Genomic DNA, 26,868 nt, shown 5'->3' on the forward strand with positions numbered 1-26,868 from the left:
GAACAGTTCTGGATCGAGTCCGTGATCGAGTCAGATGGCATCGAGCACACGTGTGACGGTGACCACGTCCTCACCCAGTGCGGTGGCGAGGGTTCCGCCTGCTGCCAACGGAACGACGCTCCACCACTCTCCGCCGCCCGCGGGGCGCGCCTTCGCGTCCAGGTGCAGGTCGGTGCCGATGACGCGCTTGCCCGCGAGGCCGGCGGGCGAGGAGTCGACAAGGGAGTCGCCGACGACGAGCTGCTGGTGCAACAACGGCTTTCCGCACCGGGTCGCGCGCACCGACGTGGACAGCGAGCCGGCGGGCTCGCCGGTTCGGCCCAGCACCAGGACCTCCCGAGTTCGCAACTCTGCGTGACTGTCCAATTCGGCCTCCACCCCGGCGGTGTGGTGCGCGCGGGCCGTCACGACCGTCGGCTCCGGCCGGTACGACAACGTTCCCCCGATCAGGAAGCGCACCGAGGACGAGGACGCCGCACCGGACGTTCCGGGCAGCAACAGCGTCGCCGCGACACCTCGAAGCTCGAGCGAGGCCCCGGGACCGACTTCGACGGTCAGGGACAACGAATCGCCGCCCAGCGGTGCCGTCACCGAGGAGACCAGGTGCACCAGCGCAACCGGGCCCACGCGGCGGTGCGGCACCAGTGTCAACGGTGTCATGGACCGGAGGACCCGCACGACGCTGTTGCCGTGCGAGTCCAGCGTGACGACCAACCGTGCCGACGCCTTCACAGCTGGGCCAGCACCCACTTCGCGACCTCGGGCGCGTCCGGGGTCTCGACGAGCGACTGCGCGATGACGGGCAGCTCCCCGCGCATCCGGTGCGCGTCGGAGATCATGACGTCCAGGTCCGCGCCGACGAACGGGGCGAGGTCGGTCTTGTTGATGACGAGCAGGTCCGCGGTCGTGACGCCGGGGCCGCCCTTGCGCGGCACCTTGTCGCCGCCCGCCACGTCGACGACGAAGATCTGCCGGTCCACCAGGCCGCGCGAGAACACCGCGGTCAGGTTGTCGCCGCCGCTCTCGATGATCACCAGGTCCAGCTTGGCGAACCGGTGTTCCAGGCGCTCCACGGCGTCGAGGTTCGCGGTGATGTCGTCGCGGATCGCGGTGTGCGGGCAGCAGCCCGTCTGCACGGCCTCGATGCGCGACGGGTCGAGCACGCCGGCGCGACGCAGGAAGTCCGCGTCCTCGGTCGTGTAGATGTCGTTGGTGACGACCGCCAGCTCCAGCTGCGAGCCCAGCGCGCGGCACAGCGCCGCGGTCAGCGCGGTCTTGCCGCTGCCGACCGGGCCGCCGATGCCGATGCGCGGCGCGGCTCCGTGGTGGTGGTCGTGCGGGTCGGGCCCGTGATTAGCTCCCAAAGAGACGCACCCCTTCTCGTCGTGCATGTGCTTCTGCCAGAAGATCCAGGGCAGGCGACCCCAGCGCGGGCAGCTCCTTGCAGGCCCGCGAAGCGACGTCCTGCACGGGCAGCGCGGCCACGATCGCGTTCACCCCGAACGGATCGAGCCCCAGCAGCCGCACCGCCGCCGACGCGGGCCCGCTCACGGCCAGGTAAGCGCACGTCAGAGCGGCTTCGAACGGCTCACCGACCAGCACGCCGATCACCAGCGGCTGGTGCGGGTCGCGCGGCAGCGCGTCCAGGCGCTCGGAGGGCCAGGCCCGGCGGGCGGCCCGCAGCATCCCGCGCCCCTGCGCCCGTGACGCCTCGCGCTGGGCGGGCGAAGGTGTGCGGGCGTCCAGCTCCGCGTCCAGCCCGGCCAGGTCCTCACCCCGCGCCGCCGCGGCGGCGAACCCCGCCGCCAGCAGGCCCGCGCCGAGCAGCCGGCCGTGCAGGAAGGACCGCAGCGACGGTTCGTCGTGCACCAGACCGCGCGCGGCGGCCTCCTCCAAGCCGCCGGAGTGCACGTGGCCTCCGCCGGGGAAGCGGGAGTCGGCGAGGATCAGCGCGGTCAGCATCAGAACAGGAAGTACCGCTGCGCCATCGGCAGTTCCGCGACCGGCGAGGGCTCGACCAGCGATCCGTCGACGTGCACGGCGAAGCTGTCCGGATCGACGCGGACGTCCGGCATCGCGTCGTTGAGCACCATGTCCGCCTTGGTGACCGACCGCGTCGACGACACCGGCAGGACCCGCCGCGCGTACCGGTCCGCGATCCCGGCCTCGACGGCCTCCGGTGCCACGAAGAACACCGACGAGGCCGCACCGGCCGTGGCACCGAACATCGGCCGCGCCCAGACGGGCTGGGGCGTCGGGATCGAGGCGTTCGCGTCCCCCATCGCGCCCCAGGCGATGAAGCCGCCCTTGAGCACCACCGACGGCCGCACGCCGAAGAACTTGGGCTCCCACAGCACGAGGTCGGCGAGCTTGCCGACCTCCACGGACCCGACCTCGTCCGCGATCCCGTGCGCCAGCGCGGGGTTGATCGTGTACTTGGCGACGTACCGCCGCGCCCGCAGGTTCTCGTCCAGCGACCGGCGCGACGACATCACGTGCGCGGTCTGCCAGGTCCGGATGACCACCTCGCCGACGCGGCCCATCGCCTGCGAGTCGGACGAGATCATCGAGATCGCGCCCAGGTCGTGCAGCAGGTCCTCGGCCGCGATCGTGGTCGGCCTGATCCGCGACTCCGCGAACGCCAGGTCCTCCGGCACGGACGGGTTGAGGTGGTGGCAGACCATCAGCATGTCGAGGTGTTCCTCGAGCGTGTTGACGGTGTGCGGGCGGGTCGGGTTCGTCGACGACGGCAGCACGTTGGGCAGCGAGACGACCCGGATGATGTCCGGCGCGTGCCCGCCGCCGGCGCCCTCGGAGTGGTAGGCGTTGATCGACCGGCCGCCGATGGCGTCCACAGTGGACTCCAGGAAGCCCGCCTCGTTCAACGTGTCCGTGTGGATCGCGACCTGCACACCCGACTCGTCCGCGATCCGCAGGCAGGCGTCGATCGCGGCGGGCGTGGTGCCCCAGTCCTCGTGCAGCTTGAACCCGCCCGCGCCGCCCGCGAGCTGTTCCCGCAGGCCCTCCTCCGAGACGGTGTTCCCCTTGCCCAGCAACAACACGTTGACCGGCATGTGGTCCATCGCCGTCAGCATGCGGTCGAGGTACCAGGCTCCCGGCGTGACGGTCGTGGCCTTCGTGCCCTCCGCCGGGCCGGTGCCGCCGCCGATCAGCGTTGTGAGCCCGGACGCGAGCGCCTCGTCGACGATCTGCGGGCAGATGAAGTGGACGTGGCAGTCGATGCCGCCCGCCGTGAGGATCTTGCCGTTGCCGGACAGGACCTCCGTCGACGGGCCGATCACCAGGTCCGGGTGCACTCCGTCCATCGTGTCCGGGTTGCCCGCCTTGCCGATCGCGACGATCCGCCCGTCCCGCACGCCGACGTCGGCCTTGACGACGCCCCAGTGGTCGAGGACCACCGCACCGGTGATGACCAGGTCGGGAGCGCCCTCGGCACGGGTCGCGATCCCCTGCCCCATCGACTCGCGGACCACCTTGCCGCCGCCGAAGACCACCTCGTCGCCCGAGGCGGCGCCGCGCGAGCGGTCCTCGGTGACCTCGATGAACAGGTCGGTGTCGGCGAGCCGGATGCGGTCGCCGGTCGTCGGCCCCAGCAGGTCGGCGTAGCGCTCTCGGTCGATCATCGCTGCAACCCCCGGACGATCCTCGAGCCTGCCAGCGGAACCAGCACCACCTCGCGTTCGACGCCGGGCTCGAACCGCACGGCGGTGCCCGCCGGGATGTCGAGCCGGTAGCCGAACGCGGCCTCGCGGTCGAACTCGAGCCCCGTGTTGACCGAGGCGAAGTGGAAGTGCGACCCGACCTGGACGGGCCGGTCGGCGGTGTTCACGACGACCATCGTCACGCGCGGCCGGCCGGGGTTGAGCTCGACCGGCTCGGCGCCGACGACCACCTCCCCCGGCGCCGGACCGGCGGACGGCGCGATCGGGTGGTGCACGGTGACGAGCTTCGTGCCGTCCGGGAACGTCGCCTCCACCTGCACCGAGTCGATCATCTCCGGCACGCCCCGCATGACCTGCTCCGGCGCGAGCACCGTCCTGCCGCTCTCCATGAGCTCGCTGACCGTGCGCCCGTCCCGCGCGCCCTCCAGCACGTGGTCGGTGATCAGCGCGACGGCCTCGGGGTAGTTGAGCAGCACGCCGCGTTCGAGCCGGCGACGGGCGACGTCGGCGGCGACGTGCACGAGCAGCTTGTCGCGTTCATGCGGCGTCAGATGCACTTCGCCGTTCTAGCACGCGGAAGCGCGCCATCCCGGAGTGGAAACAAGGCCGAAACACGACCGCGTGTCCACCGACCGGTTGACAACCGGGGTCAGCGGTGCGGTCGTCCCGCGAGAGGGGTCCGCGACCGCAGGATTCACGGCATGAACGCGATCCGGGTGAGGGGCCTGACGAAGGCCTACAAGGGCCACCAGGCGGTGGCGGGGGTGGACCTCGACGTCGCTCGCGGCGAGGTGTTCGCCGTGCTCGGCCCGAACGGGGCCGGCAAGACCACGAGCGTCGAGATCCTGGAGGGGCACCGCGACCGCGACGGGGGCGAGGTCAGCGTGCTGGGGGTCGACCCGGCCAGGGGCGGCCGGGAGTGGCGCTCGAAGCTCGGCATCGTCCTGCAGAGCGCGACGGACGCGGCGACGCTCACGGTGCGCGAGGCCGTGCACCACTACGCCGGGTACTACGGCGACCCGCGTGACCCGGAGGAGGTCATCGACCTCGTCGGGCTCACCGAGAAGGCGAAGTCGCGCGCCGGCACGTTGTCCGGCGGGCAGCGGCGACGGCTCGACGTGGCGCTCGGCATCATCGGCCGCCCCGAGCTCGTGTTCCTCGACGAGCCGACCACGGGCTTCGACCCCGAGGCGCGCCGGCAGTTCTGGGGGCTCGTCACACGGCTGGCCGCCGAGGGCACCACGATCCTGCTGACCACGCACTACCTCGACGAGGCCGAGGCGCTCGCCGACCGCGTGGCCGTGCTCGCCGGGGGACGGATCGTCGCCGAGGGCACCCCGCAGACGCTCGGCGGCCGCGCGCACGCCGACGCCACCGTCCGGTGGCTGTCCGACGGCGGCTACCGCGAAGTCCTCACGCACGAGCCCACCAAGGTCATCGCCGACCTGTCCCGGCACGGCGAGCTGGCCGAGCTGACCGTCACCCGCCCGTCGCTGGAAGACGTCTACCTGGAGCTGATCGGATGACCACCGCTGTCGCGTCCGGGGCGGCCGCTCTGCCCTCGACCCTCGCCCTCGGTCTCGCGAGGGGCGGGACCGAGCTGCGGGAGTTCTTCCGGCAGAAGGAAAACCTCATCTTCACGATCTCGCTGCCGGCGATCCTGATGCTGCTGCTCGGCACCGTGTACGTGAAGGAGGTCGCCGCCGCGCAGATGTTCGCGGCCAGCATGATCGGCGCCGGCATCATCTCGACGTCGTTCGTCGGACTGGGCATGAGCGTCGTGGCCGACCGCGAGGACGGCACGCTCAAACGGCTGCGCGGCACCCCGATGCCGTTCACGTCCTACTTCATCGGCAAGATCGTCCTGGTCTTCGTGTCGAGCCTCTTCGAGGCCGTGCTGCTGGTCGCGGTCGGTGTGCTGCGCTTCGACCTGGAACTGCCGGCCAGCGCCGGGAAGTGGCTGACGTTCGCCTGGGTCTTCACCCTCGGCGTCGTCGCCTGCTCGCTGATCGGTGTGGTGCTGAGCGGGATCGCGAAGTCCACCCGCAACGCCGCCGGGGTGCTGAACCTGCCGTACATCGTGCTGCAGTTCCTCAGCGGCGTGTTCATCATGCAGACGGCTCTGCCGGAGTCGCTGCGCACGGTGGGTTCGCTCTTCCCGCTCAAGTGGGTGTGCCAGGGTTTCCGCTCGGTGTTCGCACTGGAAGAGGGCTACGCGGTCATGGAGGCGGCGGGATCATGGGAGCTGGGCAAGACCGCGCTGGTGCTCGGGGCGTGGAGCGTCGTGGGCCTCGTGCTCGTCGGCAGGACCTTCAGGTGGAGCAACACCAGCCGCTGACGACCTGGTACGTGCTGTTCGGACTCACCCAGGTCACCACCATCGCGCTGATCCTGGTGGACGCCAACCCCCTCGCCGACCGGCTGTCGGCGGTGGGGTTGCTCGTCCTGAACTCAGTGTGGTTCGTCGGGTACGGCCTGCGGCTCATGAGGGACGGGATCGAGGACTGGCGCGGCCTCGTCTACGCGGCCGGCTCGCTGGCCCTCTGGGCCCCGGCGGTCTGGCTGACCGGCAACGCCACGTTCGCGCTGTTCGGACTCGTGCCGCAGATCTACATGATGATGCCGGTGGCCTGGGCGTTCTTCCCGATGGTCGTCTTCGTCTTCACCCCGCAGCTGCTGACCTGGCTGGCCGGCGCCGACCCGGCGCTGCCCTGGCCCGGCGCACTGCTGATCGTCGGCTTCTCCCAGGCGTTCGGCTGGGCGGTGAGCCGGATAGCGCAGCAGAACGAGCAACGCGGTGAGCTGCTCGAACGCATCGAGGCGCTGACGCTCGAGACCGAACGGGCGCGCTGGGCGGCCGAGATCCACGACACGCTGGCGCAGGGCTACACGTCGATCATCACGCTGCTGCAGGGCGCGCAGCCGAACGTCGAGCTGGCGTTGGCGACCGCGCGGGAGAACCTCCGCGAGGCACGGGCCCTGGTCGCGTCGAACTCACCGTCGCCCTTGGACGGTTCGTCGCTGGAGGACGCGTTGCGGCGCCTGGTGTCCGGCGCGGCGCTGCCGTCCACCTTCAGGGTGATCGGCGACGCCCGGCCGCTGGCGACCTCGGCCGAGGTGGTGCTGCTGCGGACCGTGCAGGAGGCGCTGACCAACGTCGCCCGCCACTCCGGCGCCTCGCGGGTCGACGTCGTGATGAGGTTCGACGAGGACGGTGTCTCCCTGGAGGTGCGCGACGACGGCCGCGGCTTCGGCGACGCCCCGGAGGGCTTCGGCCTGCGGGGGATGCGCGCCCGGCTCGAACAGGTGGGTGGGACGCTGTCGCTGTCCTCGGACGAGGGCGCGTCAGTGCTGGTGGAGGTGCCGCTGTGATCAGGGTTCTGCTGGTGGACGACCACCCGGTGGTGCGCCAGGGCCTGCGGGGGATGCTCGTGGCCGACGACCTGGAGGTGGTCGGCGACGCCGGGTCCGGGCAGGAGGCGATCACCTCGGCGGCCGCTCTGAAGCCGGACGTCGTGCTGATGGACCTGCGGATGCCCGAAATGGACGGTGTGGCCGCGACCGCCCGGATCGTCGGAACCGGGCCGCGGGTGCTGGTGCTGACGACGTACGAGACCGATTCGGACATCCTCCGCGCGGTGGAGGCCGGTGCGTCCGGATATCTGCTGAAGGACTCGACGACCGAGGACCTGATCGCGGCCATCCGGGCCGCCGCGCGCGGCGAGACCGTGCTCGCTCCCTCGATGGTGGCGAGGGTGGTCGGGCAGGTGCGGACGCCGCCGTTGTCGGCCCGGGAGGCCGAGGTGTTGAGGCTGGTCGCGAAGGGGTTGTCCAACGTCGAGATCGGGCGGGCGCTGTTCATCTCGGAGGCGACGGTGAAGACCCACCTGCTGCGGGTGTTCAACAAGCTGGGGGTGTCGGACCGGACGGCGGCGGTGACGACGGCGATGGGTCGAGGCATGCTGCGGTGACGCCCTGACGCGGCGGACTACTGCACTCCGGTGAAATGACTCGTCACCAGGGCGGCCATTCGAGTGCCGCTCCCCGACGAACTGGAGAACGACTCCACAATCTGTTCAATCGACTCTCACGGGCAGTCACCGCCACTGTTCCCAACACCAGTCGGGGGGCAGATGCTGCGGGAGCTGATTCTCTTCCTGGAGGAATTCGTTCGTGGCCACGGGCCACCGGCAGTGGCCAAAGCCGCAGTGGGCTTGATGTCCTTCGCCGTGCTGATGGGCGCCGCCCTGGGCAGCACAGCGGTCAAAGCCGGAGCACTCGTGACCGCGGTCCTCGTGATCACCGCCGCCGGCATCGCGTTGATCACCCGCCTCAAGTCCGAGCAGCGAGAACTGGAGGTCCACAAGGACCTCGTGTCCCACTACTGCAAGCTCCTCGACGCCAGACGGCCGTCCTGCGAAGTCCTCGACTGGGACGAGACGATCACCGTTGACGAGCGCGGCAACGCCCGCACGAGCTTGAAGATCAAACTCCAAGCGGCGCACGACGACCTGTGGTTCGTCAGGATGCGGTTCGGCTGCGGGTGGCCGCAGCCGTCGCGCTACCGGCACCGGGTTCGGACCACCGTGCGGAACCTGCTGGCCAACGGCTCGGCAGGAACGACCTTGCGAACGACGCTGCCATGGCCCCGAGACGGGGCCATGGCAGCAATCGCACATTTCCACGCGCCTCCGCCGGCGAACTCGGAGGTGTCGCTGACCATCGACCTCGTGTGGCCGAAGAGGTGCAGGCAGCTCTTGGAAGGGGCGCCCGACGAGTTCGCACTCCTGTACTGGCAACCGGTGAAGCGCGCGGTCTACCGAATCGTGCTGCCCCCGGGCGTCGAAGTGGTTGTCGAGCCGATTTCGAAGGCAGACGAGCAAACTGGCCTCAAATGGCGCCGGAAAGTGGAGACCGACGGCAAGGAAACGATCACCTTCAAGGTGTCGGATCTGCCGGTGCGCCAGCGCACGGGCATCCGACTGCAACTCAAGGAGACACGCCGCACATCGAGGCCATGACGAGGTTCAGCTATTCGTCCTCATCAGACGTGCCACTATTACCACCAACGCGCGACCTCAACACCGAACACGCTCCACAATCTCCTGGGGGATCTGATTGCGGACAGTAGACAGCACCCCAAATCCATGATCAACTTCGACACGCCGTGGTGAAGTGACCCAGGACACCCGGTTGTCACCTCCCGGCCACCGGCCTGCAACACTGTGAACTCCGGCAACGGCGCCGGTCAGGTCCCTGAAGCTCGTCAATCGCCCCGGAGGCGTGACCACATGACCCAGACCGCCGATCCGACCTCGTTGGTGCTTCCCGCCGAGCTCAAGCCGTCCGACGGCCGCTTCGGCTGCGGACCGTCCAAGGTGCGTCCCGAGGCCGTGCAGGCCCTCGCCTCCGAAGGTGCGGCGCTGCTCGGCACGTCCCACCGGCAGAAGCCCGTCAAGAACCTCGTCGGCCGCGTGCGCTCCGGCCTGCGCGAGCTGTTCCAGCTCCCCGACGGCTACGAGGTCGTGCTCGGCAACGGTGGCACCACGGCGTTCTGGGACGCGGCGTCCTTCGGGCTGGTTCGCGAGACCGCGCAGCACTTCACCAACGGTGAGTTCTCCTCCAAGTTCGCGAAGGTCACGCAGACCGCGCCGTTCCTGAAGGACTCGCTCGTCACCAAGGCCGAGCCGGGCACCGCGCCCGAGCTCTTCTACGCCGAGGGCGCCGACCTGGTCGGGTGGGCGCAGAACGAGACCTCGACCGGTGTCGCGATGCCCGTCACGCGCATCGAGGGTTCCGAGCAGGCGCTGATCGCCATCGACGCCACCTCCGGCGCGGGTGGTCTGCCGGTCAAGGCCGAGGACTTCGACGTCTACTACTTCGCGCCGCAGAAGTCGTTCGCGAGCGACGGTGGCCTGTGGCTCGCGCTGATGTCGCCGAAGGCCCTCGAGCGCGTCGAGGAGCTCAAGGACCGCTGGGTGCCGGAGTTCCTGTCGCTGCCGACGGCTCTCGACAACTCCACGAAGGACCAGACGTACAACACGCCGTCGGTCGCCACGCTCTTCCTGCTGGCGCACCAGATCGACTGGATCAACGGCAACGGTGGCCTCGACTGGTCGGTCGCGCGCACGAAGGACTCGAGCGACCGCCTCTACTCGTGGGCCGAGAAGACCGCGTACACCACGCCGTACGTGGAGAAGGCCGCTGACCGCTCGCAGGTCGTCGGCACGATCAACTTCTCCGACGACGTGGACGCCGCCACTGTCGCGAAGGTGTTGCGCGCCAACGGCATCGTGGACGTCGAGCCGTACCGCAAGCTCGGCAAGAACCAGCTGCGCGTCGCGATGTTCCCGGCCATCGAGCCGAACGACGTCACGATCCTGACGCAGGCGATCGACTGGGTCGTCGGCCAGCTCTGACGACAGCAGCGACCTGGGGCGCACCGAACGACTTTCCGGTGCGCCCCAGGGCTTTTCAGGCGAGTGCCTCCGTGGGCGACTGCCGTGCCGCCCGCACCGCCGGGTAGACGCCGGCGACGGCGCCGATGAGGACCGCCGACCCCACTCCCCCGAGCAGGGCGGGCCACGGCAGTGCCGCGGGCCACTGCTGGCTGATCGAGTACCCGGCCGTGACCGCGATGCCCACGATCACGCCGACCAGCCCGCCGAGGCCCGACAGCAGCACCGACTCGGTGAGGAACTGCCACCGGACCTGCCGGCGGGTCGCCCCGAGCGCCCGCCGCAGTCCGATCTCCCTGCGGCGTTCCAGCACCGAGATCACCATCGTGTTCGCCACGCCGACGCCACCCACCAGCAACGCGACTCCGCCCAGTCCGAGGAACAGCGCGTTGTAGGAGCTCTCGGCCAGCTGCTGGGCTTCGAGAGCCTCCGACGGCCGGGAAACCTTGACCTCGTTGGACTTCTGCGGGTTCAGCGTCGGCCCGAGCAGGTTCCGCACGGCGTCCACCTGGTCGGGTGACGTGCGCACGTAGACCGTGTTCGCGTTGCCCTCGAACCCGAACGCCTCCTTCGCCGCCTCCCAGCCGACCAGCGCGGACCTGTCGATCTCCGGCGAGAGCGGCAGCGGCCCGAGGATGCCGACGACGGTGAACCACTGCCCGTCGATCCACAGCTGCACGCCCGGCTCGTCGACGCCTAGGCGCGAGGCCGCGGTGCCCCCGAGCACCACCGACTTCTCCCCCGGCGACAGCCACCGGCCCGCGCGCACCTCGGCGTTCAGCACCTTCAGCAGGTCCTGCTCCGCCGCCTGCACCTGCAGCCCGAGCGTGTCGCTCGACGGCACCAGGTCGTTCTTGCGGACGCTCGCGGAGATCTTGCCGGTGGCGCTGGCGGCCGACACCGCGCCGATCCGCTTGGCCATCGGCACCGCGGTCTCCGGCAGCTCCGCGTCCTGGCCGAAGAGGTCCTGGCCGGGAGCGGCGGTGAGGAGGTTGGTGCCGAGCTTGGACATCTCCTCCCGCAACGCGGCCGCGCTGGAGGCCGGGATGCCGACCACGGCGACCACCGCGGCGATGCCGATCGCGATGCCCAGGGCCGACAGCACGGCGCGGACGGGGCGGGTCCGCATGCCGAAGAACCCGAGGCGGAGGAGGTCGATCACAGCGCCCTCCTCGTGGAAGCCCGCGTCCGGCCACTCATGGCGTTCCCGGCAACAGGTCGCTGGACGAACGGACTCGCCGCTGTCGCAACGAGAACCAACGAACGTCGTATCGCGAGGCATACCTGCTCGCCGAACTGCGGCTTCCGGCGCGGCAATGGACGTGCCCGTGCTGCCGCACCCGGCACGACCGGGACCTCACCGCGGCCGAGAACGTCCTTGCGGCTGGTCGAGCCGTGGCCCGAGGTGACTCGAGCGAGGCCGCGAGGCCCGGTTCGTAGCGAAGTCACACGATCACCCCGTCCCGCACCTCGACGCGGCGCGGCGCCCAGGCCGCGATGTCCCGGTCGTGCGTGATCATCACGATCGTCGTGCCCTCGGAGTTGAGGCTCTCCAGCAGCTCCAGCACGCCCGCGCCGTTCTTCGTGTCCAGGTTCCCTGTCGGTTCGTCGGCCAGCAGGATGCCCGGCGTGTTCACCACGGCCCGCGCGATCGCGACCCGCTGGCGTTCGCCGCCGGAGAGCTCGTGCGGCTTGTGCAGCGCGCGGTGGATCAGGCCGACCCTGTCCAGGGCGGACATCGCCATCGACCGCCTCTTCGACCGCGGCACGCCCGCGTAGACGAGCCCGGAGGCCACGTTCTCGATCGCGGACAGGCCCTCGGTGAGGAAGAACTGCTGGAACACGAAGCCGATCGTGCGCGCCCGCAGGGCCGACAAGGCGTTGTCCGACAGCGAGGACACGTCGTGACCGTCGATCTCGACGCGACCGGCGGTGGGCTTGTCGAGCGTGCCCATCAGGTGCAGCAGCGTCGACTTGCCGGAGCCGGACGGCCCCACGATCGCGAGCATCTCCCCACCGCCGACGGTCAGGGAGACGTCGCGCAACGCCTGCACACCGCCGGGATACGTCCTGCTCGCGTGGTCGACGGTGATCACTCCGTGGTCACCACCCTCATGCCCTCGCGCAGGCCTTCGCCCTGCACCTCGACCTGGCCCTTGGCGAAGATGCCGACGGTGACCGGGATGGTCTTCCCGTCGTCGGTGACCAGGCCGTAGCCGCCCTCGGCCAACGCGAGCAGCGCGCCGATGGGAACCGCCAGCACGTTCTGCTTCTTCGCCACGGTGAACACGGCGGTGACGTTGCCGCTCTCGACGCCGTCCGCGGCCTTGGGGTCGTCGACGGAGATCGTGAGCACGATCTTCGGCTTCTGACCCTGGTTCGGGTCGCCCGCGCTGCGGGTGATCCCGGTGATGGTGCCGGTGGTGGGCTTGCCGCCGGTGATCGACAGCTCGACCTTCTCGCCCTGCTTGGCGAGGCGCTGCTTGGACTGCTCCAGCTCGACGGTGACCGCGCGCTCGGTGCCGGTGACCTTCATCAGCTCGCCGCCGGCGGGTGCGCCGAGCTGGGCGGTCAGCGACGAGACGCGGATCGCTCCCGGCTGGACGACCACGTCGCCGGAGCCGAGCTTCCCGGTCTGCTCCAGGCCGTTGGCCTTCTGCCACTTCTTCAGCGCGGTGGCCGTGTAGTAGGTGAACTTCTCGTCGGGGGCGCCGAAGTCGGCGAACCCGAGTGCGGCGAGGTTCTCCTCCACCACCTTGACGTCCGGGCCGTTCGGCATGCCCTGCTCGAGGTCGCGGTAGAGCGGGATCTCGCCGTGGAACAGCGGCACCGGCTTGGCGTCCGACCAGAACGCCGCCTTGCCCCGCTCCACGACGTCGCCCTGCTTCGGCAGACCCGTGACGGTGCCGCCTTTGCGGCTGGCCAGCGCCCGTTCCGCGCCGTAGCCGAGCTGTCCGGTCAACGACTGCTGGTCGGCGAGGTTCGTCTTCTCCACCTGCGCGGTCTTCGCCGGGGCGTTCCGCAGCGGCGCGGCGTTGGCCTGGTCGGACGCGACTCTCGTCAGCACCACGACCCCGCCGGTGCCGAGCACCACCGCGACGACGAGCGCGGCGACGAGGACCTTCCTGTTCACGCGGCGCTTCATCCCGCGGGCCTCGCCGCGACCATGCCCTCACCGAGGCCGCAGTCCTTCATGTCCTGCTTGACCCCGGGGTCCTCCATGTCCGGCAGCTCGATCGTCTCGGCGGGGCCGCCGCCCTCGAACTTCGGGTCGGGCCAGTTGTAGCCCCTGTCCCGCATGCACTTGGCCTGCCGGCGCATCTCGTCCTGCTCCTCCGGTGACGGCGGCTTGAACTCGCCGCCGTTGGGCAGGTGCTGCTTGCAGGCCTCGTGGGCGGTCTTCATCTTCTCGCCGTCGCCGGCGCCTTCGGCGGGGACGGCCATGCGGATGGCGCCGCTCTCGCCCTCCGGGTCCGGCATGTCGATGCCGTTCTCGCGCATGCACTGCGCGAACTCGACCATGTCCGCCGTCTCGTCCTTCTTCGGCTCGTTCGCCGCCGGCTCGCTGCCGCAGGCGGTGAGTCCCAGCAGCAGGGCGAAGAGGAGTGCTGTGGTTGTCTTCACGGCGACAGGTCTACGGAGGCGTCCATTCGAGGGCGTTAAGCGAAAGTCCTTATCCGGCGCTTATCCGTCCCGCGCGGAAAATGGGCGCCATGCGTGTGCTGGTGGTCGAGGACGAACAGCTGCTCGCGGACACGATCGCCGAGGGACTGCGCAGGTTCTCGATGGCGGTCGACGTCTGCTACGACGGTGAAGCGGCGTTGGAGCGGGTGGGGGTGCACGCGTACGACGTCGTGGTGCTCGACCGCGACCTGCCGTTCGTCCACGGTGACGAGGTGTGCAAGGCGGTGCACGCGACCGGCGGTGAGGCGCGGGTGCTGATGCTGACAGCGGCGGCCGAGGTGGACGACCGGGTCGCGGGGCTCGGCCTCGGCGCCGACGACTACCTGACGAAGCCGTTCGCGTTCGCCGAGCTCGTGGCGCGCGTGCAGGCGCTGGGCCGCCGGGCCCGTCCCGCGTTGCCGCCGGTGCTGGTGCGGGCGGGCGTGACGCTCGACCTGCCGCGCCACCAGGCGTCGCGGGACGGGACGTTCCTGCCGCTCTCCCCGAAGGAGTTCGCCGTGCTGGAGGTGCTGATGCGGGCGGAGGGCAACGTCGTGAGCCCCGAGGAGCTGCTGGAGAAGGCCTGGGACGAGCACGCGGACCCGTTCACCAACGCCGTGCGGGTGGCGGTGATGACGCTGCGCCGCAAGCTGGGCTCGCCGCAGGTCATCCAGACCGTGCCCGGCGCCGGCTACCGGTTCGGCTCGTGAAGCTGCGGACCAGGCTGACGGCCTGGTACGCCGGGGTGTTCCTGATCGCGGGCGTCGCGCTGGTCGGGCTCAACTACTGGCTGCTCGCCGAGTGGATGCCGATGGAGGGCATCGCCGTCTCGCGGGCCCTGCCCCCCGACGTGGCGGCCTACCCCGGCTTCGCGCCCGTCGAGGCCTCCCAGCTGCCCGCCGACACCCTGGTGGTGAGCGGCGCCGACTTCGCGGCGAACACGATGAACACCGTCCTGTGGCAGTCGGTCGTCGCGTTGCTGGTGGCCGCGGTGATCGCGGTGTGGCTCGGCTGGGTCGTCGCCGGGCGCGTGCTGGCGCCGTTGCACGCGATCACCGCGACCGCTCACCGGCTGGAAGCGGAACGCCTGGACCGGCGCATCGAGCTGGACGGGCCGCCGGACGAGCTGAAGGAGCTCGCCGACACCTTCGACGGCATGCTCGACCGCCTCGCGTCGTCGTTCGACAGCCAGAAGCGGTTCGTGGCGAACGCCTCGCACGAGCTGCGGACGCCGCTGGCCGTGCAGCGGACGCTGATCGAGGTGGCGCTGGCGGCTCCGGACGCGAACGACGACATGCGGCGTCTCGGAGCGCACCTGCTCGACACGAACGAACGGAGCGAGAAGCTCATCGACGGGTTGCTGCTGCTCGCTCGCAGTGACCGCGGCCTCGCGACGCGTGAGCTCGTGTGGCTGGACGAGGTCGTCGACGACGAAATCGAGGCCTGCGCGGCACTTGCCGCCGAGAAAAACGTCACGTTTGCCGTGCGCACTCGCAGGTATCTGGTCGACGGCGATCCGGTCTTATTGGCCCAGCTCGTCGGCAACCTGTTGCGCAACGCCGTCCTCTACAACGTGCCGGGCGGGTCCGTGACCGTCGAGCTTGATCGGGATCTCACCGTCACCAACACCGGCCCCACCGTGCCTGCCCAGGCAGTACCCGGGTTGTTCGAACCCTTTCGACGTCTGCGCGACCGGACCGGGACCGCCGGATCGGGCCTCGGGCTGTCGATCGTGCAGTCCGTGGCGCGGGCTCACCAGGGCTCGGCGAAGGCTCGTCCGAACGGGGGAGGAGGCCTGGTGGTCCAGGTGAGCCTTCCGGAAACCGGCGTGCGGCAACCCTCGTGAACTGGCAAGATCACGTAGAGATATCGGCGAGTCTCCCACTGCTGGTCGACTCGTTGTCCTAACGTTGTCTGCTGGCGAGGTGCGAATTCAGGGAGGCCACGATGCGAGCGCTGCGAGTCATCGGGCTCGACGAGGACGGCAAGTCCGTCATCCTCGAGGACCCCGAAAACCGCGGCGAGCGCTTCACGCTCCCCGCGGACGAGCGTCTTCGGGCGGCCCTGCGCGGTGACCTCGCGCGCCTCGGCCAGATGCAGATCGAGTCCGGCGAGGCCCAGATGCGGCCGCGCGAGATCCAGGCGCGCATCCGCGCCGGCGAGTCGATCGAGCAGGTCGCGGCCGCCGCCGGCATGCCGACGAACCGCATCGAGCGCTTCGCCTACCCCGTCCTGCTGGAGCGCTCGCGCACGGCCGACATGGCCCAGCGCGCGCACCCGGTCCGTGAGGACGGCCCGGACGTGCAGACGCTCGGCGAGGTCGTCGCGCACTCGTTCGGCCTGCGCGGCCACGACCTGTCCGACACCAGGTGGGACTCGTGGAAGGGCGACGACGGCCGCTGGATCGTCCAGCTGCACTGGACGACCGGGCGTTCGGACAACCGCGCGCACTGGGCGTTCCACCCCGGTGCGCAGGGCGGCACGGTCACGGCGCTCGACGACGCGGCCGTCGACCTGATGGACCCGAACCCGAATCGGACGCTGCGCACGGTGCGACCCGTGACGCAGCTGGCGCGGCAGGCCCTGGAGGCGACTCCGGTCCTCCCCGCGTCCATGCCCCTCGTGGAGGAGCCGGCACCCGTGCCGGTTCCCGCCCAGGCGACGGCACCCGTGGCCACCCCGGTGGCCGCGGAGAAGCCGGTCCAGGAGAAGGCGCCCGAGCCCGTTCCCGTTCCTCCCGCACCGCCGGTGGAGCACGAGCAGGAGCCCGTCGCGGAGAAGCCGGTCCGCAAGGACCCTCCTCCGAAGCGGGGGAAGAAGAACCACCCCATCGTCCCTTCGTGGGAGGACGTTTTACTGGGCGTGCGGTCGAACCGCTGAGTGAGAAGCTGACGCCGTGGGACGTCGTGTCGCGCTGGCTGCCGGAGTGGGTGCACTCCTCGGCCTGGCCTGGTGGGGAATGTTCGAGCTCCTCGCCTCGGGTGCCGTCTGCTCGAAGGACGACTGGGGCTGCCTCCAGGCGTTCGTGATCGCAGCACCGGTGTTCGCGGTGGCCGGAGCTGTTGTGGGCGGTTTCGCCCTGCGTGCGTGGAAGGTGTCGCGGGCCTGGCTGGTGGCCGTGCCCGCGACCCTCATGGCCGTGGTGGCGATGGTGCTGCTCCTGGGGGTGACCCCGGTGTCCTTCGCGGTGTTCGCCGCGCTGTACGCGTTGATCGCCCTGCTCACGACGCCTCGCGGTGAAGGTGTCGTGGAGGGTTCGTGAAGATCGGCCCGGTCCTGCGCCCGGCCCGGTAGTCCTGGGTTCATGTTGCTGCGCACCGCGGTGGGGGCGGGGGCGGGAGTCCTCGCCGGCGCGGGGTTCGCGCTGACGCTCGAGGGCTTCACCCGCTACTGCCACCTCCGGCCCGGCCGCACCGGCTGCGGCGTCCCGCTCCCCGTGTTCTACCCGCCGGTCTTCGCGCTCTGGATGGTGGTCGCCGGGGTGCTGATCTGGGCGGGGTTCCGGCTGGCCCGGCAGGAACGCGGGTGGCTCGCCACCGGCGTCGGCAGCGTGTTGTGGGCCGTGCTGATCGTGGGCGTCGTGTGGTTCGAGTCCGCCTACCTGGACCTGTACCAGGCGGAAGGGGTCCAGTTCCTCCTGGCCGCGGCGGTGGTCGTGCCCGGCGTGGCCTACGCGGTCTCCGCTTCGGCGGCGGGGCGGGCGCGGCGCTGACACGGCGGTCACCCGCCGTTCAGCCGCTGGTGCGTTCCGGTCCGCGTCGTCATGATCTGCGGTGTGAAGGTGATCGCGGCCGCGGTGGTGGGGGCGGCGTGCGGGGCAGGCTGGTACTTCTCGCTCATGGCGGCCTTGGAGCGCCCGTGCGGCTACGGCCCGTTCGCGTGCAGCGTCTCCAGGCCGCTCCTGTACGTCCCGGTGCTGGTGGTCCTCTGGGGAGCGGCGGCCTGGGGGACCCTGTGGCTCGCGCGGGTACGGCCTGCCTGGCCGGTGGCCCTGGCCGGAACGGCGATCATGACGGCCCTCGCTTTCGCCCTCGTCCTGGCGCTGCTGGCGCTGCTGCGGTGGTGGGCCTTGCCCGTCGTCGTCCCGTTCGCGGGCGCGGTCGGGTACGGCTTGGTCGCCAAGGCGACCGCCGGCTACCGCGGGCGGGTGCGGCGACGATGACCCGTCCAGTCATGAGGGCGGCCACGGCGGCGGTGGTGGGGGCGTTGTGCGCGGCGGCGTGGTGGATGTCGTTCGTGCCGATCGGTCATTCGCTGTGCACAGGCACCAGCGCGATCGGGTGCGTGGCTCTCATCTACCTCTGGGTGGCCCCGATATCGGCTGTCGTGTGGGCGTTCGTGGTTTGGGCGCTGCTGAGGCTCGCCCGGTGGAGGCCCGTCTGGCCGATCGCCGTCCTGGGACCGTTGGGCTCGTCCGTGCTGTGCCTGGCCGGCGGGCTGACCGTCGTGGGGATGCACTTCCGGACTCCGGAGGGCATCGGCGTCCTGATCGTCACGATCTCGGCCGCGGCCGGGTACGCCTTGGCCGCCGTGGCGACCGCTGGTTACCGTGGGAGGCGTGACGGAGCAGAGCACCGCGGGCAGGACGGGTAGGGCTGGACGCCGACTTCTGCTGCGGGTCGTCCTGTCGATGGCCGTCGGCGCCGGGCTGGTGCTCGGGTGGACGTGGGCGTACGAGTCGGGGTTCCTGAAGTCGTGGCTCGACAGCACGTCGATGTCGACGTTCCTGCTGCTCGTGCTGATCGGGTTGCCGCTCGCGCTGGTGTCGTCGCTGGTGCTGGCGGGGCCGGTGCTGTGGATCTTCGGGGTGCGGCCGGTGTGGCCGATCATCCTGCTCGGGCCCGTCCTGCTGGGGCTCGGGCTCTACCTGAAGGTGCACGAGCCCGTCCTCGGGTGGTTCACCAACCGGCACCACGCCGAGGCGTTGCTCGCGGCCGTCGCCTACGGGCTGGTCGGCCTGCTCACCTTCAAGAGGTCGTAGCCGGCACCTCGTCGAGCAGGTGCAGGTCCCAGCCCTCGCGTTCGCACCAGTCCTCGGCGTCCTCGCGGGAGACGGGGATCGCGCGCCTGGGATGCGGGCCGGCCAGGTGGTCCCAGCCGTCCGGGGCCAGCACGTAGTTCACCCCGTCGCGTGAGGCGATGAGCCGTCCGTGTGGAAACGCCATCGTCTGCTCGCTGCGCAGAAACCGCGTCATGCTGGTCATGGTGCCCTTGACCTCGACCTAAGTCGAGCCAGCAGGCTCCGGTGGGGTGAAAAACCGGATGCTGAGTGCCGGTCCTCCTTCGTAGTTTGGAGAGGACCTGGAGGGGGCTCGTCGCGTGAGCGATCAACGTAACTCGACAATCAGGACCTTGCGGAGGCTGTGGCCGTACGTGCGGCCGCACCGCGCAAGGATGGCTGTCGTGCTGTCGGCGACGATGCTCGCGATGCTGTGCGGTCTCGGCATCCCGCTGCTCACGCAGCGCATCGTCGACGGTCCGATCCAGAACAAGGAGACCGGCCCGCTGCCGTGGCTGATCGCGGGCGTGCTGCTGCTCGGTCTCGGTGAGGCGGCGCTGTTCTACATCCGGCGCAAGATCGTCGCCCGGCCCGCCGCCGAGGTCGAGGCGCGCATGCGGTTCGACCTCTACCGGCACCTGCAGCGGCTGCCGGTGGCGTTCCACGACCGGTGGCAGTCCGGTCAGCTGCTCTCGCGCGCGACGAACGACCTCACGACCGTGCGGCGGTTCGTCGCGTTCGCGATCGTCTTCCTGATCGTGAACAGTTTGGTCGTGCTGATCGGGCTCGGCGTCATCGCAGCGCTGTCGCCGTGGCTGCTGATCGTGTCGCTGTGCGGCGCGCTGCCGCTGATCGTCATCTCGTACTTCTTCGAGGCGAAGTTCAAGGTCGTGGCACGCCGGGCGCAGGACCAGGCGGGCGACCTGACCACGACGGTCGAGGAGTCGGTGCTCGGCATCCGGGTGCTCAAGGCGTTCGGGCGCGGTCCGGAGCTCTCGAAGCGGTTCCTGGCGCAGGCCCGCGAGCTGCGGACGACCGAGCTGAACAAGATCTCGATCCTGGCCGCGCTGTGGTCGGTGCTGATCGTGCTGCCGGAGCTGTCGATCGCGGGCATGCTCGGCGTCGGCGCGATCGGCATCGTGAACGGCGGGATGACGGTCGGCACGCTGGTCGCGGCCGTCGCGGTGAGCGCGTACCTGCGGTGGCCGATCGACTCGATCGGCTGGCTGCTGGCGGAGACGAACCAGGCCGCGTCGGCGCTGGAACGCTACTGGGAGGTCATCGACTCCCCCGTGACGATCACCGGCCCCGCGAAGCCCGCGCCGCTGCCCACGCCGCTGCGCGGGCACGTGCGTTTCGAGGACGTGCGGTTCGCGTTCGAGGACGGGCGCGAGGTGCTGTCGGGCATCGACCTCGACCTGCGGCCCGGTGAGACCGTGGCGCTGGTCGGCGCGACGGGCTCCGGCAAGACGACGCTGACCGCGCTGGTGCCGAGGCTCGCGGACGTGACCGGCGGGCGGGTCACGATCGACGGCGTCGACGTGCGCGAGCTGTCGCTGGAGGACCTGCGGACCGTCGTCGGCACGGCGTTCGAGGAACCTGTCCTGTTCTCCGCGTCGGTCACCGAGAACGTGGGACTGGGCGTGCCGGACGTCTCCGAGGCCGCCGTGCGCGAGGCGCTGCGGGTGGCCAAGGCGGAGGAGTTCGTCGACGCGCTGCCGTGGGGTCTCGCGACGCGGATCGGCGAGCAGGGCCTGTCGCTGTCCGGTGGTCAGCGGCAACGCCTGGCGCTGGCCCGCGCGGTCGTCGGCAAGCCGGCGGTGCTGGTGCTCGACGACCCGCTGTCGGCGCTCGACGTCCACACCGAGGCCGAGGTGGAGGCCGCGCTGCGCCGCGTCCTGAGCGACACCACGGCACTGGTCGTGGCGCACCGCTCGTCCACGGTGCAGCTGGCCGACAGGGTCGCGCTGCTGTCCGAGGGCAGGATCGCCGCGATCGGCGAGCACCGCGACCTGTTGGAGCACAACGAGGAGTACCGGCGACTTCTGTCCAGCATGGACGACGACCTGGTCGAAGAGGAGGTGGCGTCGTGAGTGGAACCGTTGCACCCGTTGCGGCTGAAGAGGAAGAGTGGCGCGGCGTCGCCGCCGAGGAGATCGAGGAGCTGTCGCACTCGACGGGCCTGCGCCTGCAGGCCCGCTCCCGCAAGCTGCTGGGGTCGTTGCTGCGCCCGCACGTCGCCCGCACGTCGCTGGCGATCGCCGCGGTCGTCGGCGGCAACCTGGCGGCCCTGGCCGGTCCGCTGCTGATCGCCGCGGCGATCGACCGCGGCATCCCGGCCGCGCTGGGCGGCGACGCGTCGATCCTTCTCTGGTGCGTCGCCGGCTACACGGTCGCCGCGCTGCTGATGACGTTCCTGCGCTGGGCGTTCCTGCGCGTCTCCGGCCGCGTCGGCCAAGACCTGCTGCTGGACCTGCGCGGCCGGATCTTCCGGCACTCGCAGCGCCTGTCGGTCGGCTTCCACGAGTCGTACACGTCCGGCAAGGTGATCTCCCGCCTGACGAGCGACGTCGACGCGTTGCAGGACCTGCTCGAGGAGGGCCTCGACAGCCTGTTCAACGCGGCCCTGTCGGTCGTCGGCATCGCGGTCATCCTGATCTGGCTCGACACCCCGCTCGCCACGGTCGTGATCGCGGGCTTCATCCCGCTGTTCTTCCTGTGGCGCTGGTTCCGCCGCCGCTCGATGGAGGCCTACCGCGGCACGCGAGGCGCGATCGCCAAGATCATCGTGCAGTTCGTGGAGTCCATGAACGGCATCCGCGCGGTGCAGGCGTTCCGCCGCCAGCCCCGCAACGAGCAGATCATGAAGGGCTTCAACGGCCAGTTCCGCGACGCGAACACCGACGCCCTGAGCGTGATGGCCACGTTCGTCTCGACGATCCGCGCCATCGGCAACGTCTCGCTGGCCGTCATCCTCGCCTGGGGCGCCTACCGCGTCGCGGGCGGCGTGATGGAACTGGGCGTGCTGGCCGCGTTCACCCTGTACCTGCGGCGCTTCTACGACCCGTTCGACGAGCTGGCGATGTTCGCGAACTCGTACTCCTCCGCCACCGCCGCCCTGGAGAAGATCTCGGGCGTCCTGGAGGAGGAACCGTCGGTGCCGGAACCGAAGTCGCCGGCGACCCTGCCGCACGCACGGGGCGCCGTCCGCTTCGCCGACGTGGAGTTCCAGTACCCCGGCACGTCGAGGCTGGTGCTCCCGCGCTTCTCGCTGGACGTCCCGGCGGGCCAGACCGTGGCTCTCGTCGGCGCCACCGGCGCGGGCAAGACCACGGTCGCGAAGCTCGTGGCGCGCTTCTACGACCCGTCGGCCGGCTCCGTCCGGCTCGACGGCACGGACCTGCGCTCGGTGGCGGACACCGACCTGCGCAAGGCCGTGGTGATGGTGACGCAGGAGAACTTCCTCTTCTCCGGCTCCGTGGCCGACAACATCGCCCTGGGCCGCCCTTCGGCGACCCGGGCGGAAATCGAGGCGGCGGCAGCCGAGGTGGGCGCGCACGAGTTCATCGCCGCCCTCCCCGACGGCTACGACACGGACGTCCGCAAACGAGGCGGCCGCCTCTCGGCGGGCCAACGCCAGATGGTCGCGTTCGCGCGGGCGTTCCTGGCGAACCCCGCCGTGCTGGTCCTGGACGAGGCAACATCATCCCTGGACGTGCCCACCGAACGCGCGGTGCAGGCAGCCCTGGAAACAGTGCTGGCGGACCGGACGGCGTTCATCATCGCCCACCGCCTGTCCACGGTCCTGATCGCCGACCGCGTGCTGGTGCTGGATGGTGGCATTGTGGTGGAGGACGGCTCCCCGGAGGAGCTGATCGGTGAGCGGGGCCGGTTCGCGGCCCTGCACACGGCCTGGCGCGACTCGCTCGCCTAGGCCAGCAGGTCGCGTTCGCGCCAATGGGGATCTGGCGCGAACGCGACCTACCGCTTCGGGCCTGGGGGCGCTGGTGGTTCAGGCCAGGTGCGGGAGTTGCACGCTCGAGGGCTGCGCGGGTGCCGGGGTGGTGGGGATGCGGCGCGCGGGCGGCGGGCAGCGTGGGCGGCAGGCGACACGCATGGCAGACGACGGTACGGACGCCAGTCAGCGTGGGCGCCAAGCCCGCAGGTTGCGGGCGACGACGGCACGGGCGTCAGGCGCGCGGGGTTGCAGGGGGCACGGGCGCCGCGCGGCAGTCGTGGCCGCGAGGGCCGCGGGGCAGCGGGAGAGCGGGCAGCCGGGCGACGACGCGGATGCGGCGGCAGGCTCGCGCAGGGGTCCCCTCTGATTTCGAATCCCCCGCGACCGAATGTACTCAGCGGGTCTGACAATTACGGCGCTAATCCACGCGAAGCCGAAGGCAAGCCATGACGAGCCCCGCCCCAGGGGCAAAGCCGAAGGCGAGCCACCAGCCCACCAACCGCGACGGCGAAGCCGAGCCGTGCAAGCCATACGCCTCTGACCAGCGGTGATGACGCAACCACGACGGCGATCGGGGCTTGACTTCGGGTGCGAGATGCTACCGCCGCCCGGATCGGCCGAGCCTTTCTGCTCGGCTTTTCAGGCCGACCCAGCATCTCGCGGGGGCCCCGAAGTCAAGCCCCGATCGCAATCGTCGCGAAGCGGCGATGACCCAGCCACGCGCGATGCGGAATCCAAGACGACCACCGCCGAAGGTGACGTCACCGCAGAAGGCGACCACCCCCGCTGGAACCGGAACCGCCCGACCCAAGTCGACCCGAGCCGAACAATCCCAGCGCCACATCCGTTCTCCCCCTCCCCCACGTCCGATAGGTTCCTCCCGAAGCTCCAGACCGAGGAGGATCCAGTGGAGTTGCGAGTCCGGGACGGCCGCGCCGTGCTCGCCGGAGAGGATCCCTCCGGCGACCACCAGGGCGAGCGCGAGGTCGACCCGCACAGCCTGCCGCTCGGCGCCGACCTGGCCGAGGCGTTGCACGAGTGGGCGAAGGTCGCCGACGCCGTGGTGCGCACCGAGACGCCGGCGGACGGGGTGGCCAGTGCCCTCGTCGCTCGCAGGGGCAAGCAGCTCGCCGGTCGGATCGCGGCGGTCATGAACACGCCGATCCGCTACACCGACCCCGTCAGCGGCGAACTGGTGAGCGTCGACGCCCCTGAAGCCTTCGAGGAGGCGGTGGACGAGCCGTCTCCGGTGCAGACGTCGGCCGAGGAGGAGCCCGAGCCGACGCCCTGGGGCACCGGGCTCACGGTCACCGTCATCACGGCGGCGATCGTCACGGTGACCGTCGTGTCGCTGTCGCTCGGGCTGGGTGAGACGAGCCTGTGGCTCGCGCTCGTCGCGAACGTGCTGGTGGTCGGTGGTCTCGCGCCGAGCGTGTGGCTGGGGCGCAACGTCCCGGTGTGGCGCTGGGTCGCGTACGGCGTGGTGACCGGGGTCCTCGTCGCCTGGTTCGCGCTCGTCCTGTCGCTGCTCTGACCCCGAACCTCACAGCAGCGCGTAGAAGGCCACCGCTCCGGCGGTGGCCACGTTGAGCGAGTCCACCCCTGACGACATCGGGATGCGCACCGCGACGTCCGCCGCCTCGATCGCCTCCTCGGTCAGGCCAGGGCCCTCGGATCCCAGCAGGACCGCGACGCGGCGGCCGCGCAGGTTCGCGTCCGCGAGATGCGGCGCAGACGGCCGGGGCGTCAGAGCGGCAACTGTGAACCCCTTGTGCCGCAACATGTTCAGCGCCGCAGGCCACTCATCCGTGGTAGCGAACGGCACGCGCAGCACGTGGCCCATCGAGACGCGCACGCTGCGCCGGTACAGCGGATCGCTGCACCCCGGGCCCAGCACGACGCCGTCGACGCCGAGGGCCGCGGCGTTGCGGAAGATCGAGCCCAGGTTCTCGTGGTCGCCCACGCCCTCGAGCACGGCGAGGCGGGTCGAGCGGTCGGCCAGGTCCTCCAAGCCGACCGCCGGGGCGCGGTCGGCCGCGGCCAGCACACCCCGGTTCAAGTGGAACCCCACGACCGACGCCATGACCTCCGCTGACGTCACGTAGGCGGGAACGTCCAGGTCAGAAAGGTCGAGCGCCTCGATCCGCCGCCGCACCCCGAGCAGCCCGCGCACGGGGTAGGGCGAAGCCAGCAGGCGTTCCACGACCACGACGCCCTCGGCGATGACGAGACCCCGGCCTCCCGGCCGGTCCGGCCTGCGGTCGGCCGTCGACAGGTCGCGGAAGTCGTCCAGCCGGGGGTCACCCGGGTCGTTGATCTCGATCACCTTCGCCACGCGAGGAGTTTCGCATCCGGCCCGATGTGGAACAGGCGAGGTAGTCCGGAGGGCGGAACCGCACGCGCCCGACCAGCGGATGATCGCTGGTTGTTACCGCGACGTGACAGAGAGCACCGTTTTGGGCGATGTAAAGGGGGATTCGGCTGTGTCACGTTGGGCGTTCCGCCTGGCCCGCGCCCACCGGCGCCGAGCGAAGGGGTAGCGGCATGGGAAGTGAAGTGTCCAGCCGCACTTTCACCAGAGACGACCGCCAGCGCTACCGCGAGAAGATGCAGCGGAGTCTCGACGCACTGGCCACGATGCTGGCCGAAGACACGTTTTCCTTTCCCCGCAGGCAGATGGGGCTCGAGATCGAGCTGAACCTCGTCGACGACGCGATGCGTCCGGCGATGGCGAACTCGGAGGTCCTCGAGAAGATCGACGATCCCTCCTACACCTTGGAGCTGGGCCAGCAGAACCTGGAGATCAACGTCCCGCCGCGCGAGCTCGCCGGCGGGGAGATGCTCGGCCTGGAGGAGGAACTGCGGCAGTCGCTCGACAACGCCGACTCCAAGGCCAACGACGTGGGCGCGAACCTCGCCATGATCGGCGTGCTGCCCACGTTGCGGGAGCGGCACTTCGACCGCAGGTGGCTCTCCGAGGCCCCGCGCTACGCACTGCTCAACGACACCATCTTCAAAGCCCGCGGCGAGGAGATGGTGCTGCACATGGAAGGCCCGGCGATGCCGGGCAAGGGCCCCGAGAAGCTGCTGAGCTACGCGGAGTCCATCCTGCCCGAGGCGGCGTGCACCTCGGTGCAGCTGCACCTGCAGGTCGAGCCGACGGACTTCGCCGCGCACTGGAACGCGGCGCAGTGCCTGGCGGGCGTGCAGGTCGCGATCGCCGCGAACTCGCCTTTCCTGCTGGGCAAGGCGCTCTGGCACGAGACCCGCATCCCGCTGTTCCAGCAGGCCACCGACACCCGCCCGGACGAGCTCAAGAACCAGGGCGTCCGGCCGCGCGTGTGGTTCGGTGAACGGTGGATCACGTCGATCTTCGACCTGTTCGAGGAGAACGTGCGCTACTTCCCCAGCCTGCTGCCCGAAACCGACGACGAGGACCCGATCGAGACCCTCGAAGCCGGTGGCGCGCCTCGTCTTTCCGAGCTGCGCCTGCACAACGGCACGATCTGGCGCTGGAACCGCCCGGTGTACGACGTCGTCGAAGGCGTTCCGCACCTGCGAGTGGAGAACCGCGTGCTGCCCGCGGGCCCCACGGTGCTCGACACGATGGCCAACGCGGCCTTCTTCTACGGCGCCCAGCGCGCCCTCACGTCCCAGGAACGTCCGTTGTGGACGCAGATGTCGTTCCAGGCGGCCGAGGAGAACCTCTACACCGGCGCGCGGCACGGCATGAACGCCCAGCTGTACTGGCCGGGCATCGGCTGGATCCCGCCGGACGAGCTGGTGCTGCGCCGGCTCCTGCCGATGGCGCACGAGGGCCTGCGCGACTGCGGTGTCTCCGACGAGGCGCGGGAACGCTACCTCGGCGTGATCGAGCAGCGCTGCCTCGCGCGGCGCACGGGATCGTCGTGGCAGCGGGAAACCGTTGCGCTGCTGGAGGAACGCGGCCTGTCGAGGGACGCGGCGCTGTCCGGCATGCTCAAGCGGTACATGGAGCTGATGCACGCGGGCGAGCCCGTGCACGCGTGGCACGTCGGCTAGGAAGCACACCACTCCCGGGCGGATCGGCGTCAACGGCGCCGCCGGTCTCGTCCCCGGACCCCTGCC

The 26,868-nt window shown here is 70.5% G+C and carries 29 protein-coding genes; 18 read left to right on the forward strand and 11 right to left on the reverse strand.

The window, feature by feature from the left end:
- Window positions 1-30: 30 nt before the first annotated feature.
- From L6E10_RS17495 to L6E10_RS17515, 5 genes are read right to left on the reverse strand one after another with little or no spacing between them, the layout of a single operon-like run.
- Window positions 31-732: an urease accessory protein UreD gene (locus tag L6E10_RS17495; RefSeq protein ID WP_236220563.1), complete on the reverse strand. Its 702-nt coding sequence runs from the start codon at window positions 730-732 to the stop codon at window positions 31-33.
- Window positions 729-1,391, reverse strand: coding sequence for an urease accessory protein UreG (gene ureG, locus L6E10_RS17500; protein WP_236220564.1), 663 nt, complete (start codon window positions 1,389-1,391; stop codon window positions 729-731). The genes L6E10_RS17495 and ureG overlap by 4 nt, the downstream gene beginning before the upstream one ends.
- Window positions 1,354-1,962 (reverse strand): urease accessory protein UreF, encoded by a 609-nt coding sequence (locus tag L6E10_RS17505; RefSeq protein WP_374236846.1) that lies wholly within the window; start codon window positions 1,960-1,962, stop codon window positions 1,354-1,356. Before L6E10_RS17505 ends, ureG begins: the two co-directional genes overlap by 38 nt.
- Complete coding sequence (locus L6E10_RS17510; protein WP_236220565.1) at window positions 1,962-3,644, reverse strand: urease subunit alpha; 1,683 nt, start codon at window positions 3,642-3,644, stop codon at window positions 1,962-1,964. Before L6E10_RS17510 ends, L6E10_RS17505 begins: the two co-directional genes overlap by 1 nt.
- Window positions 3,641-4,240, reverse strand: coding sequence for an urease subunit gamma (locus L6E10_RS17515; protein ID WP_236220566.1), 600 nt, complete (start codon window positions 4,238-4,240; stop codon window positions 3,641-3,643). Before L6E10_RS17515 ends, L6E10_RS17510 begins: the two co-directional genes overlap by 4 nt.
- 144 nt (window positions 4,241-4,384) lie before the next feature.
- On the opposite strand from L6E10_RS17515, the gene L6E10_RS17520 reads away from it, so the two are divergent.
- From L6E10_RS17520 to serC, 6 genes are all read left to right on the forward strand, one after another.
- Window positions 4,385-5,209 carry an ABC transporter ATP-binding protein gene (locus tag L6E10_RS17520; protein ID WP_236220567.1) on the forward strand — a complete coding sequence of 275 codons (825 nt, stop codon included), beginning with the start codon at window positions 4,385-4,387 and terminating at the stop codon, window positions 5,207-5,209.
- Window positions 5,206-6,021, forward strand: a complete 816-nt coding sequence (locus L6E10_RS17525; RefSeq protein ID WP_236220568.1) for an ABC transporter permease — start codon at window positions 5,206-5,208, stop codon at window positions 6,019-6,021. The genes L6E10_RS17520 and L6E10_RS17525 overlap by 4 nt, the downstream gene beginning before the upstream one ends.
- Window positions 6,000-7,055, forward strand: a complete 1,056-nt coding sequence (locus tag L6E10_RS17530) for a sensor histidine kinase (RefSeq protein ID WP_236220569.1) — start codon at window positions 6,000-6,002, stop codon at window positions 7,053-7,055. Before L6E10_RS17525 ends, L6E10_RS17530 begins: the two co-directional genes overlap by 22 nt.
- Window positions 7,052-7,654 (forward strand): response regulator transcription factor, encoded by a 603-nt coding sequence (locus L6E10_RS17535; RefSeq protein WP_236220570.1) that lies wholly within the window; start codon window positions 7,052-7,054, stop codon window positions 7,652-7,654. Before L6E10_RS17530 ends, L6E10_RS17535 begins: the two co-directional genes overlap by 4 nt.
- A 162-nt stretch (window positions 7,655-7,816) precedes the next feature.
- Complete coding sequence (locus L6E10_RS17540; RefSeq protein WP_236220571.1) at window positions 7,817-8,704, forward strand: hypothetical protein; 888 nt, start codon at window positions 7,817-7,819, stop codon at window positions 8,702-8,704.
- Between the two features lie 270 nt (window positions 8,705-8,974).
- The gene (gene serC / locus L6E10_RS17545; RefSeq protein WP_236220572.1) at window positions 8,975-10,102 is read left to right on the forward strand and encodes a phosphoserine transaminase; all 1,128 of its coding nucleotides are present in this window, start codon (window positions 8,975-8,977) and stop codon (window positions 10,100-10,102) included.
- A 55-nt stretch (window positions 10,103-10,157) separates the two neighbouring features.
- Here the strand turns inward: serC and L6E10_RS17550 are convergent, their stop codons facing one another.
- From L6E10_RS17550 to L6E10_RS17565, 4 genes are all read right to left on the reverse strand, one after another.
- Complete coding sequence (locus L6E10_RS17550; RefSeq protein WP_236221108.1) at window positions 10,158-11,270, reverse strand: ABC transporter permease; 1,113 nt, start codon at window positions 11,268-11,270, stop codon at window positions 10,158-10,160.
- A gap of 316 nt (window positions 11,271-11,586) precedes the next feature.
- Complete coding sequence (locus L6E10_RS17555; protein ID WP_236220573.1) at window positions 11,587-12,237, reverse strand: ABC transporter ATP-binding protein; 651 nt, start codon at window positions 12,235-12,237, stop codon at window positions 11,587-11,589.
- Window positions 12,234-13,274 (reverse strand): peptidoglycan-binding domain-containing protein, encoded by a 1,041-nt coding sequence (locus L6E10_RS17560; protein ID WP_308102808.1) that lies wholly within the window; start codon window positions 13,272-13,274, stop codon window positions 12,234-12,236. Before L6E10_RS17560 ends, L6E10_RS17555 begins: the two co-directional genes overlap by 4 nt.
- Window positions 13,275-13,282: 8 nt before the next feature.
- Window positions 13,283-13,765: a hypothetical protein gene (locus L6E10_RS17565; RefSeq protein ID WP_236220575.1), complete on the reverse strand. Its 483-nt coding sequence runs from the start codon at window positions 13,763-13,765 to the stop codon at window positions 13,283-13,285.
- A gap of 89 nt (window positions 13,766-13,854) precedes the next feature.
- On the opposite strand from L6E10_RS17565, the gene L6E10_RS17570 reads away from it, so the two are divergent.
- From L6E10_RS17570 to L6E10_RS17605, 8 genes are all read left to right on the forward strand, one after another.
- Window positions 13,855-14,514, forward strand: a complete 660-nt coding sequence (locus L6E10_RS17570; protein WP_236220576.1) for a response regulator transcription factor — start codon at window positions 13,855-13,857, stop codon at window positions 14,512-14,514.
- Window positions 14,511-15,650, forward strand: a complete 1,140-nt coding sequence (locus tag L6E10_RS17575) for a HAMP domain-containing sensor histidine kinase (protein ID WP_236220577.1) — start codon at window positions 14,511-14,513, stop codon at window positions 15,648-15,650. Before L6E10_RS17570 ends, L6E10_RS17575 begins: the two co-directional genes overlap by 4 nt.
- Window positions 15,651-15,751: 101 nt before the next feature.
- On the forward strand, window positions 15,752-16,684 hold the full coding sequence (gene sepH, locus L6E10_RS17580; protein ID WP_236220578.1) for a septation protein SepH: 933 nt from the start codon (window positions 15,752-15,754) through the stop codon (window positions 16,682-16,684).
- A 16-nt stretch (window positions 16,685-16,700) separates the two neighbouring features.
- Window positions 16,701-17,066 (forward strand): hypothetical protein, encoded by a 366-nt coding sequence (locus L6E10_RS17585; protein ID WP_236220579.1) that lies wholly within the window; start codon window positions 16,701-16,703, stop codon window positions 17,064-17,066.
- 42 nt (window positions 17,067-17,108) lie between these two features.
- Window positions 17,109-17,516 carry a hypothetical protein gene (locus L6E10_RS17590; RefSeq protein WP_236220580.1) on the forward strand — a complete coding sequence of 136 codons (408 nt, stop codon included), beginning with the start codon at window positions 17,109-17,111 and terminating at the stop codon, window positions 17,514-17,516.
- 63 nt (window positions 17,517-17,579) lie between these two features.
- Window positions 17,580-17,966: a hypothetical protein gene (locus tag L6E10_RS17595; protein ID WP_236220581.1), complete on the forward strand. Its 387-nt coding sequence runs from the start codon at window positions 17,580-17,582 to the stop codon at window positions 17,964-17,966.
- Window positions 17,963-18,397, forward strand: a complete 435-nt coding sequence (locus L6E10_RS17600; protein ID WP_236220582.1) for a hypothetical protein — start codon at window positions 17,963-17,965, stop codon at window positions 18,395-18,397. Before L6E10_RS17595 ends, L6E10_RS17600 begins: the two co-directional genes overlap by 4 nt.
- Entirely contained in the window at window positions 18,363-18,785 is a 423-nt protein-coding gene (locus L6E10_RS17605; protein ID WP_236220583.1) for a hypothetical protein, read from the forward strand. The genes L6E10_RS17600 and L6E10_RS17605 overlap by 35 nt, the downstream gene beginning before the upstream one ends.
- Here L6E10_RS17605 and L6E10_RS17610 read toward each other — a convergent pair.
- Window positions 18,772-18,999: a hypothetical protein gene (locus tag L6E10_RS17610; protein WP_236220584.1), complete on the reverse strand. Its 228-nt coding sequence runs from the start codon at window positions 18,997-18,999 to the stop codon at window positions 18,772-18,774. The two genes, L6E10_RS17605 and L6E10_RS17610, sit on opposite strands and share 14 nt — an antisense overlap.
- A 199-nt stretch (window positions 19,000-19,198) precedes the next feature.
- Between L6E10_RS17610 and L6E10_RS17615 the strand changes: the two genes are divergently transcribed.
- From L6E10_RS17615 to L6E10_RS17625, 3 genes are all read left to right on the forward strand, one after another.
- Entirely contained in the window at window positions 19,199-20,896 is a 1,698-nt protein-coding gene (locus L6E10_RS17615) for an ABC transporter ATP-binding protein (RefSeq protein WP_236220585.1), read from the forward strand.
- Window positions 20,893-22,737, forward strand: coding sequence for an ABC transporter ATP-binding protein (locus L6E10_RS17620; protein WP_236220586.1), 1,845 nt, complete (start codon window positions 20,893-20,895; stop codon window positions 22,735-22,737). Before L6E10_RS17615 ends, L6E10_RS17620 begins: the two co-directional genes overlap by 4 nt.
- Before the next feature lie 931 nt (window positions 22,738-23,668).
- Complete coding sequence (locus L6E10_RS17625; RefSeq protein WP_236220587.1) at window positions 23,669-24,295, forward strand: DUF2537 domain-containing protein; 627 nt, start codon at window positions 23,669-23,671, stop codon at window positions 24,293-24,295.
- A 9-nt stretch (window positions 24,296-24,304) separates the two neighbouring features.
- Here L6E10_RS17625 and L6E10_RS17630 read toward each other — a convergent pair whose 3' ends face one another.
- Window positions 24,305-25,096 (reverse strand): RNA methyltransferase, encoded by a 792-nt coding sequence (locus L6E10_RS17630; RefSeq protein WP_236220588.1) that lies wholly within the window; start codon window positions 25,094-25,096, stop codon window positions 24,305-24,307.
- A gap of 209 nt (window positions 25,097-25,305) precedes the next feature.
- Here L6E10_RS17630 and L6E10_RS17635 point away from each other — a divergent pair, with 209 nt between their 5' ends.
- Entirely contained in the window at window positions 25,306-26,802 is a 1,497-nt protein-coding gene (locus L6E10_RS17635; protein ID WP_236220589.1) for a glutamate-cysteine ligase family protein, read from the forward strand.
- Window positions 26,803-26,868 lie beyond the last annotated feature (66 nt).

This window comes from Lentzea sp. CC55 (assembly GCF_021056325.1).
In the GTDB taxonomy this organism is placed as follows: domain Bacteria; phylum Actinomycetota; class Actinomycetes; order Mycobacteriales; family Pseudonocardiaceae; genus Lentzea; species Lentzea jiangxiensis.